This is a genomic window from Paenibacillus melissococcoides, from assembly GCA_944800085.1.
GTDB classification, from domain to species: domain Bacteria; phylum Bacillota; class Bacilli; order Paenibacillales; family Paenibacillaceae; genus Paenibacillus_B; species Paenibacillus_B melissococcoides.
This window is the reverse complement of sequence record CALYLO010000002.1, coordinates 1-17,750: the sequence shown is the minus strand read 5'-3', so window position 1 is coordinate 17,750 and position 17,750 is coordinate 1. Positions and strand designations below refer to the sequence as shown.

The window sequence follows — 17,750 nt, the reverse complement described above, 5'->3', positions numbered from 1 at the left end:
TTGGCGGCTTCTTTTGTGTTATACATGACACAAATATTTTTTAGTGAACTACCCACCACTTAAACCCTTACGGTTTTTGAGATGGCCATGGGAGCATCCGGAATGCATAGTGTCTCAACCTTGTGTATTCCAGTTTTCTCCTCTGTTGGCCGGCGAACTTGTAACGTTCTCTTTGCATAGTTCATGGTAGCAATCCTCCATCATTCCTTCTTTATAAGAGTGGTAGCGATAACTAAAAATAAAAAAGTCCAGCTGCAATTTAACAAATGTTAAATGCAGCCGGACGATCATGGGCCTGACGGCCTTTAGATTCCTAAGCTTTGCGGCCTAATCTTTCGACTAGTGTGCCCTGTTCACTATGTAGTTTGCACATCTGATGATATCCAGCTAAAGTACTATTTTATGTTCAATATAATGGGATAACCTTCTTTTTGTCAATAACTTTTTGAAAATTTTTCGACGCTCTTTCAAAGTCTTAATATCCCCCAAAACCTCCTGATAGTGGGATTTTTATGACCTTGCTATAGTATAAAATATTCATTTCTATGAAAATCATATCACTAATTATTTTCATTATTATAGGTCTTTATGCCTACATCACCAATCGATGGGCAGGTGGATGCGGGAGTTCACATGTCACCGATTCATGCCAAACTGGGTCATAATATAAGGGCCGGTTGCTGGCACTTCGACCGGAGGAGACAACAATAACAATCAATTTCCACATATCGGATCGTTGACAAACGGACAAGCAGGACATATGATAAATGATGTAACGGATGTGTAACCGGTTACACATGGAAAGGAAGGATACTCCGTCATGGCCACGATCAAAGATGTGTCAAGATTGGCGGGCGTATCGGTCGCAACCGTCTCCCGGGTCCTTAATCAAAAAGGGTACGTCCACGAGGATACCGAGAAGAAAGTGATGAACGCGATTCGGGAACTGAACTATATTCCGAATGACGTCGCCAGGAGCTTGACCAAAAAATCGGCGAAAATGCTGGCGCTTATTGTCCCGGACATCACGAACCCGTTCTTCAATGAACTTGCCCGAGCCGTGGAGAAGGTGACCCAGCTATACGGATACGCGACCATTCTGTGCAACTCCGACGACACCCCTGCCAATGAGAAGCAATATATTCATGCGTTGAAGCAGAAATACATCGATGGCTTCATCCTCGCATCGGATACCCTGTCGGCGGAAGAAGTCCGGCAGCTCGATGTTCCGGTTGTCACGTTGGACCGGACGATTTCGGACACCATACCGACGGTCGCCTCCGACAACCGCGAGGGCGCCCGGCAAGGCGTGCAATATCTCCTTGATCGCGGCTGCAGCAAAATCGCCCATATTCGGGGACCGCAGCAGCTCTCGATTGCGGATGAACGCTGCCAAGGATATTTGGATGTCGTGCAGGAGGCCGCATGGTTCTCCCCGGATCTCATCGTCGAAGGCAACTTCAACCTGAATCAGGCGGCGGAAGCGGCCAATCGCTTGCTGGACCGTCACCCCGATATCGACGGAATCTTCGCCGGCAACGATATTATGGCGATGGGAGCGCTGCGGGCCGTTCAGAAACGGGACATTCCCGTTCCCGACCGGATGCAGATTGTCGGCTTCGACGGCATCTCGCTGGGCGAGATGGTCTACCCGGAATTAACGACAGTCGCACAATCTATTTATGAAATGGGGCTGCTGGCAGCCCGAATGCTGATTAAAATGATCGAAAGAAGGCCGCTGGATACGATGCATTACAAGCTTCCCGTAGAGCTGATTCCGCGAGGGACGACGAGATAATCGGCCCGTCCTCAACTCCGCTTTCATAGAACTTTATTTTCAGGGAATGCTATTCTTTAGAAAAAACAGCGTGCGCTCTCTCCAGTCTCATTTTTCTTCATACCCATCCGACAGCGTGGGATGAAGAAATTCTTTGTCGGATGTGTAACCGGTTACACATACAATTGATATGTTTTCATATGCCGCTTTCAACCCACTACATCCAAAAAGGAGTGCTTGAACATGGAAACTATGAAAAAAATCCCCATCATTCTGGATACGGACCCTGGAATTGATGACGCCGTCGCCATTGCGGCCGCCCTGTTCCATGAGCGTATCGATGTCCGGCTGATTACGACGGTTGCAGACAATGTCGGCCTCGACAAGACGACCAATAACGCCTTGAAGCTGCTCGAGTTCTTCGGCAAAGAAGTGCCTGTCGCCCGGGGCGCGGCCAAGCCTCTCGTGCGCCCGGCCGAAGACTCCAGCCATATTCACGGGGAATCCGGCATGGACGGATATGATTTCGACGAACCGAAGCAGGCTCCGCTCGATCATGCCGTATTGCAGATGCGCGACACCATTCTGAACAGCCCGGAACCGATTACGATCGTTCCGATTGGGCCGCTTACGAATGTGGCGCTGCTGCTGACGCTGTTCCCGGAATGCAAGGAGAAGATTGAGCGAATCGTGCTGATGGGCGGTTCCGCTTCCCGCGGCAACCATACGCCGAATGCAGAATACAACATTTATGCCGATCCGGAAGCCGCCAGCATCGTATTCAATGCCGGTCTGCCGCTGGTGATGGTCGGACTTGACGTGACCAGCCAGGCTACATTGACGACCGAGATTGTGGAGAAGATAAAGGAAATGAACAAGACGGGCTTCATGCTCTACTCCTTGTTCCAGCATTACCGGGGCGGCAGCCTGAAGAGCCGCGGCTTGAAAATGCATGACCTGTGCGCTATCGCCTATCTGGTCAATCCAGGACTGTTCAAGACGCAGGACTGCTTCGTTGACATCGAGCTGGCAGGAACTTATACGGCCGGCACGACGGTCACCGATATTACGAACCGCCTTGGCAAGCCAAGCAACGCCGCCGTATGTCTGGACATTGATGTTCCCGCTTTCCGCGAGTGGGCGATTGAAGTCCTTGGCAAAACCGTATAAACCTTCTTATTATATAAGGGAGCGTGTTCAACGTGTTGGAGATCATCATCAGCATCGTTCTTCTTGTTGCAACCGGGTATTTGATCGCCAAGAACTATGACGCTAAGTTTGTGCTCCTGGCCGCAGGTATCGTGCTTATGATCGCTGCCGCGCTGCTCGGACATCCAGTTCTGTCACCTGAAGATACAACCGGGCTCGCCCTGCTTGATCCGTTCAAGCAGATTGGCCTGATCTTCGTTAAGCAACTGGGAAGCGTCGGCTTGACCATTATGGTGCTCTTTGGCTTCTCCAGTTATATGACGCACATCGGAGCCAATGATGTAGCCGTCCATTTAATGACGAAGCCGCTGGGCCGAATCAAATCGCAGTATATCCTTGTACCGATTATTTTCCTGTTGGGCAACCTGTTGTCTCTTGTTGTTCCCAGCGCATCCAGCTTGGCTGTGCTGCTCATGGCGACGCTATATCCGGTGTTGAAAAATACAGGGATGTCCTCCCTGACTGCCGGAGCCGTCATTGCGACAACAGCCACCATCATGCCGACGCCGCTCGGAGCGGATAACGTCGTAGCCGCAGAGAAGCTGGGTGTCAGCCTGGTCGAGTATGTTTTCTCCTATCATGCCAAAATCTCGATTCCGGTTCTGCTGATTATGGCCGTAGCCCACTACTTCTGGCAGAAGTATATGGACAAGCGCCAACAGGGCAGCATCCAGCAGGATATTAATGACGAGAAGCTGAAGGTGAAAACCGACTTGCCGCCAAGCTATTACGGCTTGCTGCCGATTTTGCCGCTCATTCTCGTACTCGTATTCGGTCTGATTATCACGAATATTCAGCTGGGTCTGATCGAGATCACCTTTATATGTCTCGCCCTAGCTTTAATCATCGAGATTATTCGCAAAGGCAGCTTCAAAGAGACATCAAAGCAGCTCTCGATCTTCTTTACCGGAATGGGAACCGGACTGGCGCAAGTCGTATCGCTTATCGTCGCTGCCAGCATGCTGGTCGAGGGGTTGAAAGCGATCGGCATTATCGATATGCTGATTGAATCCGTCAAGCATGTCGAGAGCGCCGGCATCATCCTGATGCTTATCTTCTCTGGTGTGGCTGGTCTTATCGGCTTCATCAGCGGAAGCGGTCTGGCTGTATTCTATTCGTTCATCAATATTATTCCGGAGATTACGGAGAAAATCGGCGTGAGCAGCATCATGGTCGCTCTGCCGATGCAGTTGACCTCGAATCTGATCCGATCGATTTCGCCGGTAGCGGCGGTTATTATCGTCGTCGCTTCGATTATTAAGGTCAACCCGATACAAATTGTGAAGCGGACATCCGTGCCGATTCTGGTCGGGGTCGTCTCTTGCCTCATCTTGTCGTTCATTATGTTCGCCTAAGAGGACAAGGGAATGAGAGGATCCCGCCAGGGATCTTCTCCAGGTAGGAGGGAGTGTTAGAAAATGAACCATATATGTGTCGTGGGCAGCTTAAACAGAGATACAAGCCATCTGCTCGCAAGACTGCCGATGGTGGGGGAGACGGTGCACGGGATCAGCACCTCTTCCAGCGCCGGAGGCAAAGGCTGCAACCAAGCCGTATCCGCTGCCCGCTTGGGCGCGAAGGTCGCCTTCATCGGCAAGGTCGGTGAAGATAAAGCCGGCGATCAGCTTCTGGCGGTGCTGAAGGAGGAGCAAATCGATACCTCGCATATCGATGTCGATCCGAAGGTGCATTCCGGAGAAGCGACAATTCTGATTCAAGAGGACGGGAAAAATGCCATTATCGTCACGTCGGGCGCCAATATGAGCATCCGCGAGGAAGATATAGAGCGGGCTTACTCGGCCATCGATCAGGCAGACATCGTCATCGCTCAATTCGAAATTCCGATTCCGGCGGTGACCCAAGCATTCGTCTATGCCAAGCAGCAAGGCAAAGTGACGGTTCTTAATCCGGCTCCGGCCAAGGTCATTCCGGAGGAACTGCTGCGGGCTACCGACATTCTGGTGCCGAATGAATCCGAGATGCAGATCATCACGGGAGTGGAGCCGTCCAGCGACGATGCGATTCGCCAGGCGGCGGACCGGCTGCTTGGGTACGGCATCCGCTACGTCATCGTCACGCTGGGCGAGCAAGGGGCGCTTATCTGCCACGCGGATGGAGCCGCGCATGTGCCGGCCAAGCGCGTAACCGCTGTCGACACGACGGCCGCCGGCGATTCATTCATCGGCGCCCTGTGCAGCCGCCTCGATCTCGCTCAATGGCAGGATGTCCGCCATATGGAAGACATCGTCCGCTTCGCCAACTCCTTCTCGGCGCTGGTCGTGCAGCGCAAGGGGGCCATCTCCTCGATTCCTTACGCGCATGAGCTGGAATCTTTGCAGGAGAAGTAAAATACAGCCCAGTCCGGCAATATGCCAGGCTGGGCTGTTTCTGCTTTATTTGCGGTATTTCCCGACGGCCAGAGCGGCGTTCACCGCCTGATACATCGCTATCTCCTTCCTTAGACACCGTCTGTTTTACGCTTGATTCAGCGCCGGAAGGCCGTTCAACAGCCGCTGCGCCTCTTCCATGATCTCCATCACAATGCGGGAGGCCGAATCTCCGTCCGTCAGCAGCCGCGTAGCTTGGCCGGCCCACAGCGACATATAATCGGCTTGCTTCCGTGCTGCCGCGGCCTGCCGAATCTCATTCGTTGCCGAGTTCTGGGTCGGAAACGGCAGCGGCTCTACCCCGCTCTCATCGAATCGCCGTACAAACGCGTTGCTGATCCCCCGTGCCGGCCGTCCCGAGAACACCCGCGTAATGACGGTGCTCTCCTCCGTGCTGTCCAGCAGCGCTTGCTTATAGGCCGGATGGGCCCACGACTCGGCGGCGGTCAGGAACCTCGTTCCGAGCTGCACGCCGCTCGCGCCCAAGGCCAATGCCGCCACCAGACCGCGCCCGTCCATCACCCCGCCCGCCGCGACGACCGGGACCCGAACCTGATCGGCGATCTGAGGCACGAGAGAGAACGTGCCGATATTGGCTCCGTTCGGGTGCAAGCCGACGTCGAACGTGCCGCGGTGGCCGCCGGCGTCACTGCCCTGGGCCACGATGACGTCGCTGCCCGCCCATTCCGCCTCCACCGCTTCGCGGACGGTCGTCACCATCGTCGTGACCTGAATCCCCCGCCGCTTCACCTCTTCCATGAGCCGTGCCGGCAGAATGCCGAATGCGGTGCTGATAACAGGCACATTCTCCTCAAGCAGCACCTGCATCTGCTGCTCGAACCGATCGGGCGTATGCAGCTCCGCGGCCGGCTCTCCGAGCCCAAGCTCGGATCGGATGCCGCGCAGCACTTGGTTCACCTCGGCGATTCGGCTCGCATCGTCCGTCATATCCGCCGCGAACAGATTGACCGCGAACGGCTTGGCGGTCCGCTGGCGAATCAGCCGAATCGCCGCCCGGATATCGTCCGGCTCCATATAGGCCGCGCCCAGCGTCCCGAGAGCGCCTGCCTCGGACACGCTCGCCACGAGGTCCGCGGTCGCCGGTCCGCCCGCCATGCCCGCTTGCACGATAGGATACGCGATATTCAATGCTTTGCACAGCTCCGTGGTCATCTTCATCATGAACTCAGCTCCATTCCATTGATTTTAGAGCCCGCCGTCCCTAAGCCGGGCATCCTTTAAGTACCAATCCTTACCTTTCGGCAGAAAACGAGAGCTTTAGCAAGATCGCTTGCGGCGGGAAGTCATTTTTGTTCTCACCAAGAAGACATTTGTTTACCCATAAAACACCTTTTCTTCATCGGATGTTACGATTTTATGACAGCCCGATATCATATGAGGAGCCGTCCGTTCGGAAGGCGGCCCATTCGTGAATAAAGCCGAAGAAACCGAATGCAGCAAGGCTTCGAACGAACATGTCATAGCTCTATTGTACAAATAATTACCAGTTAAGGCGAGGCTCCGCCATGCAAAAACCACGCTTTTCACCCCGCTTCTAATGTGACAATATTGCAAACTCGGCCTTTCCGCCCATAAATGTGTACAAAAATCAAAACGGCCGATTTCGGCCGAATACGCGTGATTTTTGTCATATATCACAATTAATCATTTATTTTTTTGGCTTTCACGCCCAACCCCAATCCATTTAATGTCATATATGGTTTTCTATATGCTTTGTTTTTCTACTCCCTTCTTACTAACATAGACTGTGAAATCATTATCCCGACATATTTCAGCGAAGTTCATCACACATAGAAAGGGGTATTTTTGTGAAAAAGAGATGGTCGCTATCTTTTCTTTTTCTATCTCTTCTCATCCTGCTGACCGGATGTGATTCATCACTGCTCGTGCTGGATCCAAAAGGTCCGGTGGCCAAGACCCAATCGGACACGATCATCTTCTCCATGTTTATTATGGCGGGCGTGCTGCTGGTCGTCTATGTCCTGTACATCTATATGCTGACCAAGTACCGGGCGTCGAAGGCCGCGCCGGACTATGAGCCGCCGCATATGGAGGGAAGCACATGGCTGGAAATTACATGGACGCTGATTCCGGTCATTATCGTCATCATTCTGTCGGTCGTTACGGTTCGATCGACCAATGCCGTGGAGACCACGCCTGCGGGCTATGAGGATCAGAAGCCGCTTGTCGTCTATGCCTCCTCCTCGAACTGGAAGTGGCATTTCAGCTATCCGGAAGAAGGCGTCGAGACGGTCAATTACGTCAACATTCCGACGAACCGGCCAGTCGAGTTCCGGCTCTATTCGTACGGGCCGATTACAAGCTTCTGGATTCCGCAGCTCGGCGGGCAGAAATACGCCATGAGCGACATGGTGACCAAGCTGCGGCTCGTGGCCGAACATGAGGGTTCCTTCATGGGCAAGAACTCCAACTTCTCGGGAGAAGGCTTCGCCCACATGGATTTCGAGGCATTGGCCATGTCGCCGGAAGCCTTCGACAAATGGGTGAACGAAGTGAAAACCACGGCGCCGGAACTGACGAGCGAAGAGTTCGATACCTTGCTCGCGACGGAGCATGTCGGACGCAAAAGCTACTCGTCAACCCATCTGGACTTCAAGCCTGCGCCTGAAGGCGAGCATGCAGGCCATCATCACGGATCGGACGATGCAACCGCTCCGGAATCCGACTCGGAGCACTCCGGCACGAACCACACGGGAACGGAGCATTCGGACACCGACCATGCGAATATGAATCATTCGGATATGGATCACGGTGCGATGAACGGTTCAGAGCCGGAGCATGAGCAGACGGAGCACTCTCAGCATGGCAACTAGATTCGCAGAGAAAGGAGTCAAATCTGTATGAAATGGGACGAATTTTTCGTTACCGGAGAACCGATGATCTACGGCGCGATGGCCAGTATCGTCCTCGTGTCGCTCGCCATCCTCATCGGGCTGACCTATTTCAAAAAATGGGGGTACCTGTGGCGCGAGTGGCTGACGACCGTCGATCATAAGCGCATCGGCGTCATGTACATTATCGCCGCGCTCCTCATGCTGTTCCGCGGCGGCGTCGACGCCCTGCTGATGCGCACGCAGCTCGCGGCTCCGGACATGAAGTTCCTGGACGCGCAGCACTATAACGAAATCTTTACGACACACGGGGTCATCATGATCCTGTTCATGGCGATGCCATTCATTATCGGCTTAATGAACGTCGTGATCCCGCTTCAGATCGGGGCCCGCGACGTCGCATTTCCCCGCTTGAATGCAGTCAGCTTCTGGCTGTTCTTCTTCGGGGCGATGCTGTTCAACATTTCGTTCGTTATCGGGGGTTCGCCGGACGCCGGCTGGACCGCTTACTTCCCGCTCGCGAGCGTGGAGTTCAGTCCGACCGTCGGCATGAACTTCTACTCCATCGCGCTGCAGATTGCCGGTATCGGTACCTTGATGACCGGGGTCAACTTCATCGTGACGATTCTCAAAATGCGCGCGCCTGGCATGACGCTGATGCGCATGCCGATGTTCACGTGGTCCGTTCTGATCACCTGCGTCATCATCCTGTTCGCGTTCCCGGTTCTGACGGTAGCGCTCGCCTTGATGATGTTCGACCGGATGTTCGGAGCGCAATTCTTCACGATGGCCAATGGCGGCATGGATATGCTGTGGGCCAACCTGTTCTGGGTATGGGGCCATCCGGAGGTCTATATCGTCGTTCTGCCTGCGTTCGGGATTTACAGCGAGATTATCTCGACCTTCTCGCGCAAAAATTTGTACGGCTATAAATCGATGGTATTCAGTATGGTTGCCATCTCGCTCCTGTCCTTCGTCGTATGGGCGCACCACTTCTATACGATGGGTCACGGGGCCATGGTCAACGGCTTCTTCTCCGTCACGACGATGGCGATTGCCGTGCCGACCGGGGTCAAAATATTCAACTGGCTCTTCACCATGCAAAAAGGGAAGATACAGTTTACGACACCAATGATGTATGCCCTCGCTTTCATTCCGATCTTCACGATCGGGGGCGTAACGGGCGTCATGCTCGCGATGGCGAGCGCCGACTATCAATACCATAATACGATGTTCCTGGTCGCGCACTTCCACTATGTGCTGATTCCGGGCACCGTGTTCGCGGTCATTGCCGGCATGTACTACTGGTTCCCGAAAATTTTCGACTTCCGCCTGAACGAGCGTCTGGGCAAAATCAGCTTCTGGTTCATCGCGATCTGCTTCAACATCACGTTCTTGCCGCTTTTCTTCCTCGGATTGAACGGCATGACGCGCCGGATGTACACGTACTCGGCCGAGACCGGCTTCGGTCCGCTCAACCTGATCGCCACGATCGGCGCCTTCGGCCTGGCTATCGGCTTCGGGATTCTCGTGTACAACATTTACTGGAGCGCCCGGTATGCGCCAAGAGACACGACCGGCGACCCTTGGGATGCGCGCACGCTGGAGTGGAGCACCCACAGTCCGGTGCCGGAGTACAACTTCGCCGTCATCCCGAATGTGAAGAGCATGGACGCGTTCTGGTTCTGGAAAAAAGACAAACAGCCGTTGTATGAAGACAAAATCGAAGAGATCCATATGCCGAATAACAGCGGGCAACCGTTTATTCTGGGCGTCATCTTCTTCTTCCTGGGCTTCTTCCTCGTCTTCAGCTGGTGGATTCCGTCCATCATCGCCGGCCTGGGTGTGCTGATTATGCTCGCGGTCCGCTCCTTCGAGCGCGATCACGGCCATCACATTCCTGTGAAGACGATTCAGGAGACGGAACAACGATTGCGGGGTGAACAAGCATGAAATTAGACAACACGCTGCCGCTTGAATATCGCTCGGAGGAGAACAGCAACCGTATTTTCGGATTCTGGTTGTTCCTGGGGGCAGAGATTGTCCTCTTCTCCACCCTCTTTGCTGTCTATCTGACCTTGTGGAACCGTACGGGCAGCGGCCCGACGGGTACGGATATTTTTGAACTGAAGGGCGTCCTGATCGAGACGTTCCTGCTTCTGACCAGCAGCTTCACCTGCGGTCTCGCGATTCACAGCATGCGTCTCGGACTGAAGAAGCCGTCGCTCGTCTTCTTCGGCATCACGCTGCTGCTCGGCCTCGGCTTCCTCGGCGTCGAGATCAGCGAGTTCGTGACGTATGTCCATGACGGCGCAACACTGCAGACGAGCGCCTTCCTGTCCAGCTTGTTCGTGCTGCTGGGCACGCACGGCGCGCACGTCACGCTGGGCCTGCTGTGGGGAGCGGGGATTATGATTCAGATTGCACGCGAAGGCTTTACGCTGGATACATCGAACAAGTCGTTCATCTTCTCGCTGTACTGGCACTTCCTTGACGTCGTCTGGATCTTCATCTTCAGCTTTGTCTACTTGAAAGGATTGATGTGACATGAAACAACTGTTCCCGATTCGTCATGTGATGGGATATGTCTTCTCTCTCATCCTTTCTGTCGTCGCGCTGGCCGTCATTTTCTGGGATATGTCGTTCGCCATGGGAATGACCATCCTGCTCGTCTGTGCCGCTATCCAGGCATCTGTGCAGCTGTTCTTGTTCATGCACGCTACGGAAGACAAGACAACGAAGTCGTCCAACATGACGAACCTCGTCTACGCGCTGTTCGTCGGTCTGGTGACCGTCTTCGGTACGCTGTTCACGATGATTTGGGGTTATCAATAAATCGATTCAGCCAAGCGGCTGCCTCTGAAGTCAGGGACTTCGGAGCAGCCGCTTTTTGGTGCGGGGCGATAGTTAACAGCGGTAAGGCGGTTGTCGTACGGGGCAGCAGGAGCGGAGACAGAAGGCGGAACGAACCGGGTCCATCCTGAATACGGTAGGTCTAGGCGAATAACTATAGGGAGGATCCGAACGCTATGTATGATTACCCCATGTATCCTTATTACAGCACAATGACGAAGTGCGAGGAGCAGCCGATTACGTTCCCGCCCCAGCATCAACATCAGCAGCCGGGATTGGAATATATAATGTGTCCGCGGCCGATCGTGGAGAATCCGCACTATGCCGGCAGCGGCAAGCTCCGGGATCGGGCCGTGCTCATTACGGGCGGAGACAGCGGCATTGGCCGGGCTGTGGCTATTGCTTGCGCCAAGGAAGGAGCGGCGGTCGCATTCGCTTATCTGTATGAAGAGGCCGATGCGCAGGAGACCCGTGACCGGATCGGGCAGTTGGGAGGGCGCGTCCTGGCGATGAAGGCCGATCTGCGGAGCCGGGCCGCGTGCTGCGATATCGTGGAGCAGACGCTGCGCCGCTTCGGACGGCTCGATGTGCTGGTGAACAATATTGGCGTGCAGTATCCGCAGCACAGCCTGCTCGATATTACCGAGGAGCAGTTGGAGCAGACGTTCCGCACCAATATTTTCTCCTTCTTCTTCGTCACGCAGGCGGCCCTGCCCCATCTGAAGCCGGGCAGCTCGATTATCAATACCGCCTCGATTACCGCTTACCGCGGCGAGAAGACATTGATTGACTACTCGTCGACGAAGGGAGCCATCGTATCCTTCACCCGCTCATTATCCCTCTCGCTGGTCGAGCAGGGCATCCGCGTCAATGCGGTCGCTCCGGGCCCGATCTGGACGCCGCTCATTCCGTCCAGCTTCTCCGCCGATCGGGTAGCGGTCTTCGGCTCGGATACGCCGATGAAGCGGTCCGGACAGCCGTTCGAGCTCGCCCCCGCCTATATCTACCTGGCGAGCGACGACTCCCGCTACGTTACCGGCGAGACCATGCATGTGAACGGCGGCGGGTTCATTACCTCCTGAACCTGGCCGAGGGAGAGGACGGCTCGCTAGCCGGCGGCCGGCCAGGCAGCCGATTGCCGGCTTAGGCTAGGCCGCCTTTCTTCGCATGACTTGATAGATAACTTCGGAGAACACCAGCCCCATCGCAATCGCGCCCGAGATCATCGCCGCCTTGACCGCAAGCTGAACCGCAATGTCATATTCATTCCCGACCGCATTCCGCATCGCGTCATAGGCCATGCCCCCGGGCACAAGCGGGATAATGCCGGAAACATTGAACACGATGATCGGAGTCCGGTATTTCTTGGCGAACACGTGGCTTACCATCGTCACGACGAAGGACGCGATCAAGGTCGCCGGAATGGCATCCATCCCGACCATCGTGAACGACAGGTAGACAAGCCACCCGATTAAGCCGACGAAGCCGCACTGCACGAGATTTTTCCCCGGAACATTGAAAAGTATGCCGAAGGCGGCCGTCGCGAGGAAGCTGACCGCCGATTGTTCGATGAAGCTCATTCCCATCCTCCTTCCATTATCCGAGGGACAAGACGCATGCGATGCCGGCTCCGATCGCGAAGGCGGTCAGGAAGGCTTCCGCGCCCTTCGAGATGCCGGAGACGAGATGTCCGGCCATCAGATCCCGCACGGCATTCGTAATCAGCAGTCCGGGCACGAGCGGCATGACCGAGCCGATGATGATTTTGTCCAAGTCGCGCCCCAGCCCATATGTGACGCAGAGATAGGAGACCGTTCCGATGGCGATCGACGCCAGGAATTCGGCGAAAAACTTGATGCGCACCAGCCCGTGCACATACAGCAGCAGCGAGAAGCCGATGCCGCCCGCCAGCATCGCCGGCAGGAATTCTGGCCAGCCGCCCCGGAACATAATGGCGAAGCAGCCGCTGGATATCGTCGCCGCGGCGATTTGCAGCCATAGCGGATAGGCCAGCCGGGCCTTGTCGATTCGCTGCAGCAAGCGCAGCGCCTCGGACGCCGGAAGCCCTTCTCCGCTAATCCTCCGCGAAATATTGTTGACGAGCGTCACCTTCTTCAGATCGGTCGACCGCTCCCCGATGCGGAACAGCCGCGTTGTCGGCGCGGAGCCGTCAATGGCGAAGATGATGCCGGTCGGCGTCACGAAGCTGTGACTGTTCTCGTATCCGTAAGCAGCCGCAATCCGCATCATCGTGTCCTCCACCCGGTACGTCTCGCCGCCGCACTGGAGCATAATTTTCCCCGCGAGAAGACATACCTGAGTCACCTCGTAGCTTGCACTCGGCTGTGCGCTCATTCCTTCACTCCCCATACTGGCCATCTGCGCTGTCATTGATGAGTTGCTCGGGACATTCCGCGATGTCCATTCGCAAAAAGGAGAGCCTTCGCTCTCCTTCTCTATCATTCTGCCTATAGTGTAACCGAGCCTCCCGGTTTAGTCCAGATGAGGAAAATGCAGCCGGAAGGGCTGCATTTCGCGGTCATGAACCTATCGATTTGTTCCGTTCGGGCACGGGCAGATCGTGCTCTTCTGTAGCGGCGCATTTTTTTGGCAATGTTTATCAAGATATTTGGCAAAATTGCGCCGTTATAGAAGTGAGGTTCTCACCCTTTCGTCTCAATGATTTCTTGACATTCTTCAGCCGAAATGTACTTAGGAACATACGACTGAAGCTTATCTTCATCAGCAAAACCTTTTCGCCAGCAGTCCATAAGAAATGCGAAAAATAGGCTCTTCATTATGCATTACCCCCTTCGTCCATCATACCCATCACAGCCAACTGCAACGCGTCAAGCTGCCTCCGAAGCTCTTCGTTCTCCGCCTGTAGCTTTTCAATCGGGCCGGGCTCACGTGGTCTATTGCGTTCTGCTTCATAAGCTGCCTCGTACTCTTCTTCCGTAATAAGATGGATGTCCTCGTGTTCCGGGATTTCTTCCCTTGACTGCTCTGTTATGACATAAAAGTCATATGATTCTGAAGGATATACCAGTGTGCCCGGGACAAACTTGTTCGTGTCCAAACCCTTGTAATCATAGTTACCGCCTCTCGGCCCTATAACATTTGTTAATTTTAATCCAATCATGTTAATCCTCCTTATCGATATGCGTGTGCTCCAAGAAATTGAATAACGCCTGAGTCTGATGTGCTTTTGTCTGTCATTTCGTAACTAAAGGACAGGTTGTTTCTCGTAATAATAGTATGCTTGCGAGCTATCGGCGAATAACTTTGTCGTGCTACATACAGTTTTGTCTTGCTTAAAAAAACAGCTTCCTCGGCGCTGACACTTCCGGAAGGCATTGTGAAATAAGGTACTGCTGCATGGTTTAAAATTCTTACAGGGTCTCTATCTCTATAACCTCTATCAACAATGAACGTGTTAGAGCCGTCACGAGTGACTGCGATTACTTCGTAGTCGGGAGCAGAAGAATCCACATTGTTTTTTGATATGAGTTTTCCCGCATGGTCATACAGTTCATATGTTTTTGAAGAGCCACTCAACACGATAAGTACAACATTATCGCCTACCACCAAACTACTCGCCGCAAACTCCCGTGGAGCGCCCAGATGTACTGCCCTCACAACAGTTCCGTTTGGCGACACCTCATGTAGCTCCGATTGGTATTTTACCGGGGAACCTGATGTTGTTTCTTTGACTAGTACAAAATTATTATCCTTGTTGATAAACATGCCTTTCCCAACATAGTTTCCCAGCATGTCAAAGAACGTGCTTGTTAGGGCGAGGTTGCCCTTCGCTTGTGGAATACCACTAATTGCAGCAGCCAATTGGTCAAACGTACTATTCGCGGAGACTGGCCCGCCACCTTTGTCGTTGATGACCCCCGCGACTTTCCCTTTCCCATCAACGACAGATTGCTTTACCGAATCGAGCTCCGTTATGATATTGCGCGATTGGACGGTCAGTGCACCGTTAACAGTGAGCCCGCCCGTGATAGTGCCACCCGAGCGCGGCAGACTTGCGCTTTTGGCGTTCGATTCAGCTTGGTTTGCTTTTGCCTGTGCCCCTTCAGTCGTTTCCTTTGCATTCCAAGCCGTCCGCTCGGCAGCCGTAATATGCCGGACTTGATCCTCAGTATGAGCTTCGATGGCTCCTTGTGCATTGACAGCTGCTTGCATCGCCTCGTTTACGGCCTTCGGCGTGGCTGCCTTCGTCTCGTCGGTGCTGTCCGTTGCATTTGATAGCTGGGTGATGCCCGCCTGGGTCAGGGAAGCAGCCGGAACCTTCACATCATCAATCCGCTGGCTGAGCTGGTATATCCCTTCCTCAATGTTATTTAGGTTTCGGGCTGATATCGGCGTGCCTTCCTGGATGACTTCGCCAGTCGGTGCAACGATATGGTCACGCCATTCGGTGCGGTTATATGCCAAGCCCCTCGACCTCCATTTCAATCAATCTATATTTGAATGCTACATACAAGCCCTTACTCGCTGGCTTGATGAATTCTCTTTCAGCCCGGGCAACAATATCGCCGTCATGGTCTATCAATTCAACGTTTCCAATTTGACCCGCGACACTGTCATCGAAATAGATGTACACTCGAACTGTATCTCCCTCGGCAGTAAGCTTCATGAAGTCAATCCGTTTCGTCTCGCCTGAGTTTTGATATGCTGCATGAGAGAGAGAATCGGCGAATCTTTGTAATTGCTTTTGAAGTCCGATTTCTGTAAAAGTCTTCACGACGTCGTCACCTCGTTAGCAGGTGGCCATGTGCCACATTTGATTGTGTTGCAGGGAGGAGTATGGATCAAGTAACCAACCCCTGTCGGCCACGTCCCGCATTTGATGGTATTACAGAGCGGCAGCCCTACAGAGCCGAAGCTGAAGGTAGATTGTATCACTACAGTCGATCCGGCCCCTTCTTCGATGCCGTAACTAGGCTTTGAACGAGCTGGCTTTACCTTCATCACTTCTGCATCAATGACGGCGATGTCATTAATTCCGCTCGGTGCCGAGCTGCCCAGGTAGACAATAAATTCGGCCCAACGCTCCGGGTCATGGATATAATAGGGCTCGATATATGAATGCTCATATCCAAGCGCCCGAAGCGCGGTAAGTATGCCTTCCTTGGTTCCGGCTTGTTCCGCTATAAGGTTCTTCATCATCAACCGTAAACGATACGCCTCAACGTCTTCGCCCTTTAATCGTGGCATGTCCCGATCCCGACCGTGTTCGAGTAGCATCGTCTCGCTTGCAGAGATGATCATCGATTCCTCGCGGACGCGGAAGATGTCTTCCTTCGTCTGGTCAAACAATTTGCCAATTACCTTGAGAAAGATATAGAACTGATTATCCTTCTTGGCAATTTTTTTTAATGGGCCATATAGGAGATAAAACATGTAATCACTGAATTTTTGAAACATGTAGTTACCCCCTCATCAGCCTAACGGTGACCTCACCGAGAACAATCACCTTGGAGTTGTCCAAGACAACGTCTTGCGGCGGATTATTGACCTTTACGTTCCTGACGTCGAGTTCCTTCCGAATCGCGAAAATGATGTCTGAATGATTCAATTCATTCAGGCCGCGACCTTTTTTGATTCGGAGGATCTCTGTCAGAATGGCCTTGGCGCGCTCTTCTATGCCTGCATCGGATGCATCCGATGCTATCCAAATGGTTATATCAATGTCCTGTGTCACCGTATCCGATGCCTTAACCAGGAGGTTGTCGTCCGGGCCTTTTATCTTCTCGGCCTCCTCTCGGACTTTTTGAAGGAGGCCTTCTGATGGTGTGCCCGCCGTTCCCGTGACAATGATGTCAATCGTGCCCTGGCCGCGAGGGTGAAGGTCATCGACGCGTACATATAGCACGCCGGGGATAGCTTCGCATACGTTTTTGTACTTGGCAGCTATCGGCAACGTGGAGAGCTCCGCCCAGGAATTCAATGTTCGTGCCCGTAGGCTCTCTATATCTTCGAGGTCGCTGCCTTCACGGGTAATCCAATCTACATCATTTGTAATCTCGTCTATGCTCTCGATGTGGGTCAATGACCGCCGGATTTGACCGGGCGGAACGTTGTATGTTGATCCTGCCTTTTCGGCCTCTACTGCCACACGATGGGATAGGGCATCCGCTGGCATTGTGCTATTTTCCAGGGCGATGAACCGGAGTTCCTCGCCGAGCATATCCGGTTCCGTCCGGAAAACGTCTCCTTTGGCAATCTTGACTGCTTTTCCTGCCGCCTTGCGCTTCAACGTCACGAATCCCCGTGTTTTTACGGGCTGTTTTCTCCGCTTGGAGAAGTCCGCTGCTTTCAGCTCCAACCAACCGGATTCGGCATGCGCAACAAACTGGTTGTTCAACACCTTTCGCAAAAGAAGAACCAAGTCAATCCGTACTTGAATGGCAATCATCATCAGCGTATAGAATACGCCGCCCGTGAATAGATTCGTTATGACGAAGCCTTCTTGTTCAAGCTCTTCCCGCAGCTTGTTTTTTGTCTCTTCCCGGTCGGGGATGGGGAGCAGTTGATCCAACACCTTATCATCAATCAACGAGTACCACCTCAACTTTCACTCTGTCCAGGTCGACATCAAGCTCATACAAGCGTTCGTCGCCTCGAAACCTGAAGGAA

At 53.5% G+C, this 17,750-nt stretch carries 17 protein-coding genes and 1 riboswitch; of the genes, 9 read left to right on the top strand and 8 right to left on the bottom strand.

Features of this window, described 5'->3' with window-relative positions; genetic code table 11:
• Positions 1 to 271: 271 nt before the first annotated feature.
• Positions 272 to 359, bottom strand: a riboswitch (cyclic di-GMP riboswitch).
• Between the two features lie 461 nt (positions 360 to 820).
• From OCY70_RS08315 to rbsK, 4 genes are all read left to right on the top strand, one after another.
• The gene (locus OCY70_RS08315; RefSeq protein WP_213430046.1) at positions 821 to 1,798 is read left to right on the top strand and encodes a LacI family DNA-binding transcriptional regulator; all 978 of its coding nucleotides are present in this window, start codon (positions 821 to 823) and stop codon (positions 1,796 to 1,798) included.
• A 222-nt stretch (positions 1,799 to 2,020) separates the two neighbouring features.
• Positions 2,021 to 2,947: a ribonucleoside hydrolase RihC gene (rihC, locus tag OCY70_RS08310; protein WP_261944756.1), complete on the top strand. Its 927-nt coding sequence runs from the start codon at positions 2,021 to 2,023 to the stop codon at positions 2,945 to 2,947.
• Positions 2,948 to 2,979: 32 nt separating this feature from the next.
• Positions 2,980 to 4,341 (top strand): C4-dicarboxylate transporter DcuC, encoded by a 1,362-nt coding sequence (dcuC, locus tag OCY70_RS08305; protein ID WP_213430045.1) that lies wholly within the window; start codon positions 2,980 to 2,982, stop codon positions 4,339 to 4,341.
• A 63-nt stretch (positions 4,342 to 4,404) separates the two neighbouring features.
• On the top strand, positions 4,405 to 5,334 hold the full coding sequence (rbsK, locus tag OCY70_RS08300; RefSeq protein ID WP_213430044.1) for a ribokinase: 930 nt from the start codon (positions 4,405 to 4,407) through the stop codon (positions 5,332 to 5,334).
• Positions 5,335 to 5,460: 126 nt separating this feature from the next.
• Here the strand turns inward: rbsK and OCY70_RS08295 are convergent, their stop codons facing one another.
• A complete protein-coding gene (locus tag OCY70_RS08295; protein ID WP_213430043.1) occupies positions 5,461 to 6,555 on the bottom strand; it encodes an NAD(P)H-dependent flavin oxidoreductase in 1,095 nt (364 codons plus the stop codon).
• A gap of 647 nt (positions 6,556 to 7,202) precedes the next feature.
• Between OCY70_RS08295 and qoxA the strand changes: the two genes are divergently transcribed.
• From qoxA to OCY70_RS08270, 5 genes are all read left to right on the top strand, one after another.
• A complete protein-coding gene (qoxA, locus tag OCY70_RS08290; RefSeq protein WP_249725461.1) occupies positions 7,203 to 8,228 on the top strand; it encodes a cytochrome aa3 quinol oxidase subunit II in 1,026 nt (341 codons plus the stop codon).
• Between the two features lie 27 nt (positions 8,229 to 8,255).
• Positions 8,256 to 10,199, top strand: coding sequence for a cytochrome aa3 quinol oxidase subunit I (qoxB, locus tag OCY70_RS08285; RefSeq protein WP_213430042.1), 1,944 nt, complete (start codon positions 8,256 to 8,258; stop codon positions 10,197 to 10,199).
• Entirely contained in the window at positions 10,196 to 10,792 is a 597-nt protein-coding gene (gene qoxC / locus OCY70_RS08280; protein WP_213430041.1) for a cytochrome aa3 quinol oxidase subunit III, read from the top strand. The genes qoxB and qoxC overlap by 4 nt, the downstream gene beginning before the upstream one ends.
• A 1-nt stretch (position 10,793) precedes the next feature.
• The gene (gene qoxD, locus OCY70_RS08275; RefSeq protein WP_006679562.1) at positions 10,794 to 11,081 is read left to right on the top strand and encodes a cytochrome aa3 quinol oxidase subunit IV; all 288 of its coding nucleotides are present in this window, start codon (positions 10,794 to 10,796) and stop codon (positions 11,079 to 11,081) included.
• Between the two features lie 194 nt (positions 11,082 to 11,275).
• Entirely contained in the window at positions 11,276 to 12,181 is a 906-nt protein-coding gene (locus OCY70_RS08270) for an SDR family oxidoreductase (protein WP_213430040.1), read from the top strand.
• 66 nt (positions 12,182 to 12,247) lie between these two features.
• Here the strand turns inward: OCY70_RS08270 and OCY70_RS08265 are convergent, their stop codons facing one another.
• The 7 genes from OCY70_RS08265 to OCY70_RS08235 form a co-directional block, all read right to left on the bottom strand.
• Positions 12,248 to 12,679 carry a threonine/serine exporter family protein gene (locus OCY70_RS08265; RefSeq protein WP_213430039.1) on the bottom strand — a complete coding sequence of 144 codons (432 nt, stop codon included), beginning with the start codon at positions 12,677 to 12,679 and terminating at the stop codon, positions 12,248 to 12,250.
• Positions 12,680 to 12,695: 16 nt separating this feature from the next.
• Entirely contained in the window at positions 12,696 to 13,454 is a 759-nt protein-coding gene (locus OCY70_RS08260) for a threonine/serine exporter family protein (RefSeq protein ID WP_213430038.1), read from the bottom strand.
• A 442-nt stretch (positions 13,455 to 13,896) separates the two neighbouring features.
• The gene (locus OCY70_RS08255) at positions 13,897 to 14,241 is read right to left on the bottom strand and encodes a hypothetical protein (RefSeq protein ID WP_213431383.1); all 345 of its coding nucleotides are present in this window, start codon (positions 14,239 to 14,241) and stop codon (positions 13,897 to 13,899) included.
• A gap of 11 nt (positions 14,242 to 14,252) precedes the next feature.
• On the bottom strand, positions 14,253 to 15,545 hold the full coding sequence (locus tag OCY70_RS08250) for a phage tail protein (RefSeq protein WP_213431382.1): 1,293 nt from the start codon (positions 15,543 to 15,545) through the stop codon (positions 14,253 to 14,255).
• Positions 15,535 to 15,855: a hypothetical protein gene (locus OCY70_RS08245; RefSeq protein ID WP_213431381.1), complete on the bottom strand. Its 321-nt coding sequence runs from the start codon at positions 15,853 to 15,855 to the stop codon at positions 15,535 to 15,537. The genes OCY70_RS08250 and OCY70_RS08245 overlap by 11 nt, the downstream gene beginning before the upstream one ends.
• Positions 15,852 to 16,538: a hypothetical protein gene (locus OCY70_RS08240; protein WP_213431380.1), complete on the bottom strand. Its 687-nt coding sequence runs from the start codon at positions 16,536 to 16,538 to the stop codon at positions 15,852 to 15,854. The genes OCY70_RS08245 and OCY70_RS08240 overlap by 4 nt, the downstream gene beginning before the upstream one ends.
• A 4-nt stretch (positions 16,539 to 16,542) precedes the next feature.
• The gene (locus OCY70_RS08235; protein ID WP_261944755.1) at positions 16,543 to 17,670 is read right to left on the bottom strand and encodes a baseplate J/gp47 family protein; all 1,128 of its coding nucleotides are present in this window, start codon (positions 17,668 to 17,670) and stop codon (positions 16,543 to 16,545) included.
• Positions 17,671 to 17,750 lie beyond the last annotated feature (80 nt).

Coding starts and splice junctions, on each gene's coding strand:
- OCY70_RS08315 (WP_213430046.1), top strand. CDS start 821: ATGGCCACGATCAAAGATGTGTCAAGATTGGCGGGCGTATCGGTCGCA.
- rihC (WP_261944756.1), top strand. CDS start 2,021: ATGGAAACTATGAAAAAAATCCCCATCATTCTGGATACGGACCCTGGA.
- rbsK (WP_213430044.1), top strand. CDS start 4,405: ATGAACCATATATGTGTCGTGGGCAGCTTAAACAGAGATACAAGCCAT.
- OCY70_RS08295 (WP_213430043.1), bottom strand. CDS start 6,555: ATGATGAAGATGACCACGGAGCTGTGCAAAGCATTGAATATCGCGTAT.
- qoxB (WP_213430042.1), top strand. CDS start 8,256: ATGAAATGGGACGAATTTTTCGTTACCGGAGAACCGATGATCTACGGC.
- qoxC (WP_213430041.1), top strand. CDS start 10,196: ATGAAATTAGACAACACGCTGCCGCTTGAATATCGCTCGGAGGAGAAC.
- qoxD (WP_006679562.1), top strand. CDS start 10,794: ATGAAACAACTGTTCCCGATTCGTCATGTGATGGGATATGTCTTCTCT.
- OCY70_RS08270 (WP_213430040.1), top strand. CDS start 11,276: ATGTATGATTACCCCATGTATCCTTATTACAGCACAATGACGAAGTGC.
- OCY70_RS08265 (WP_213430039.1), bottom strand. CDS start 12,679: ATGAGCTTCATCGAACAATCGGCGGTCAGCTTCCTCGCGACGGCCGCC.
- OCY70_RS08260 (WP_213430038.1), bottom strand. CDS start 13,454: ATGAGCGCACAGCCGAGTGCAAGCTACGAGGTGACTCAGGTATGTCTT.
- OCY70_RS08255 (WP_213431383.1), bottom strand. CDS start 14,241: ATGATTGGATTAAAATTAACAAATGTTATAGGGCCGAGAGGCGGTAAC.
- OCY70_RS08240 (WP_213431380.1), bottom strand. CDS start 16,538: ATGTTTCAAAAATTCAGTGATTACATGTTTTATCTCCTATATGGCCCA.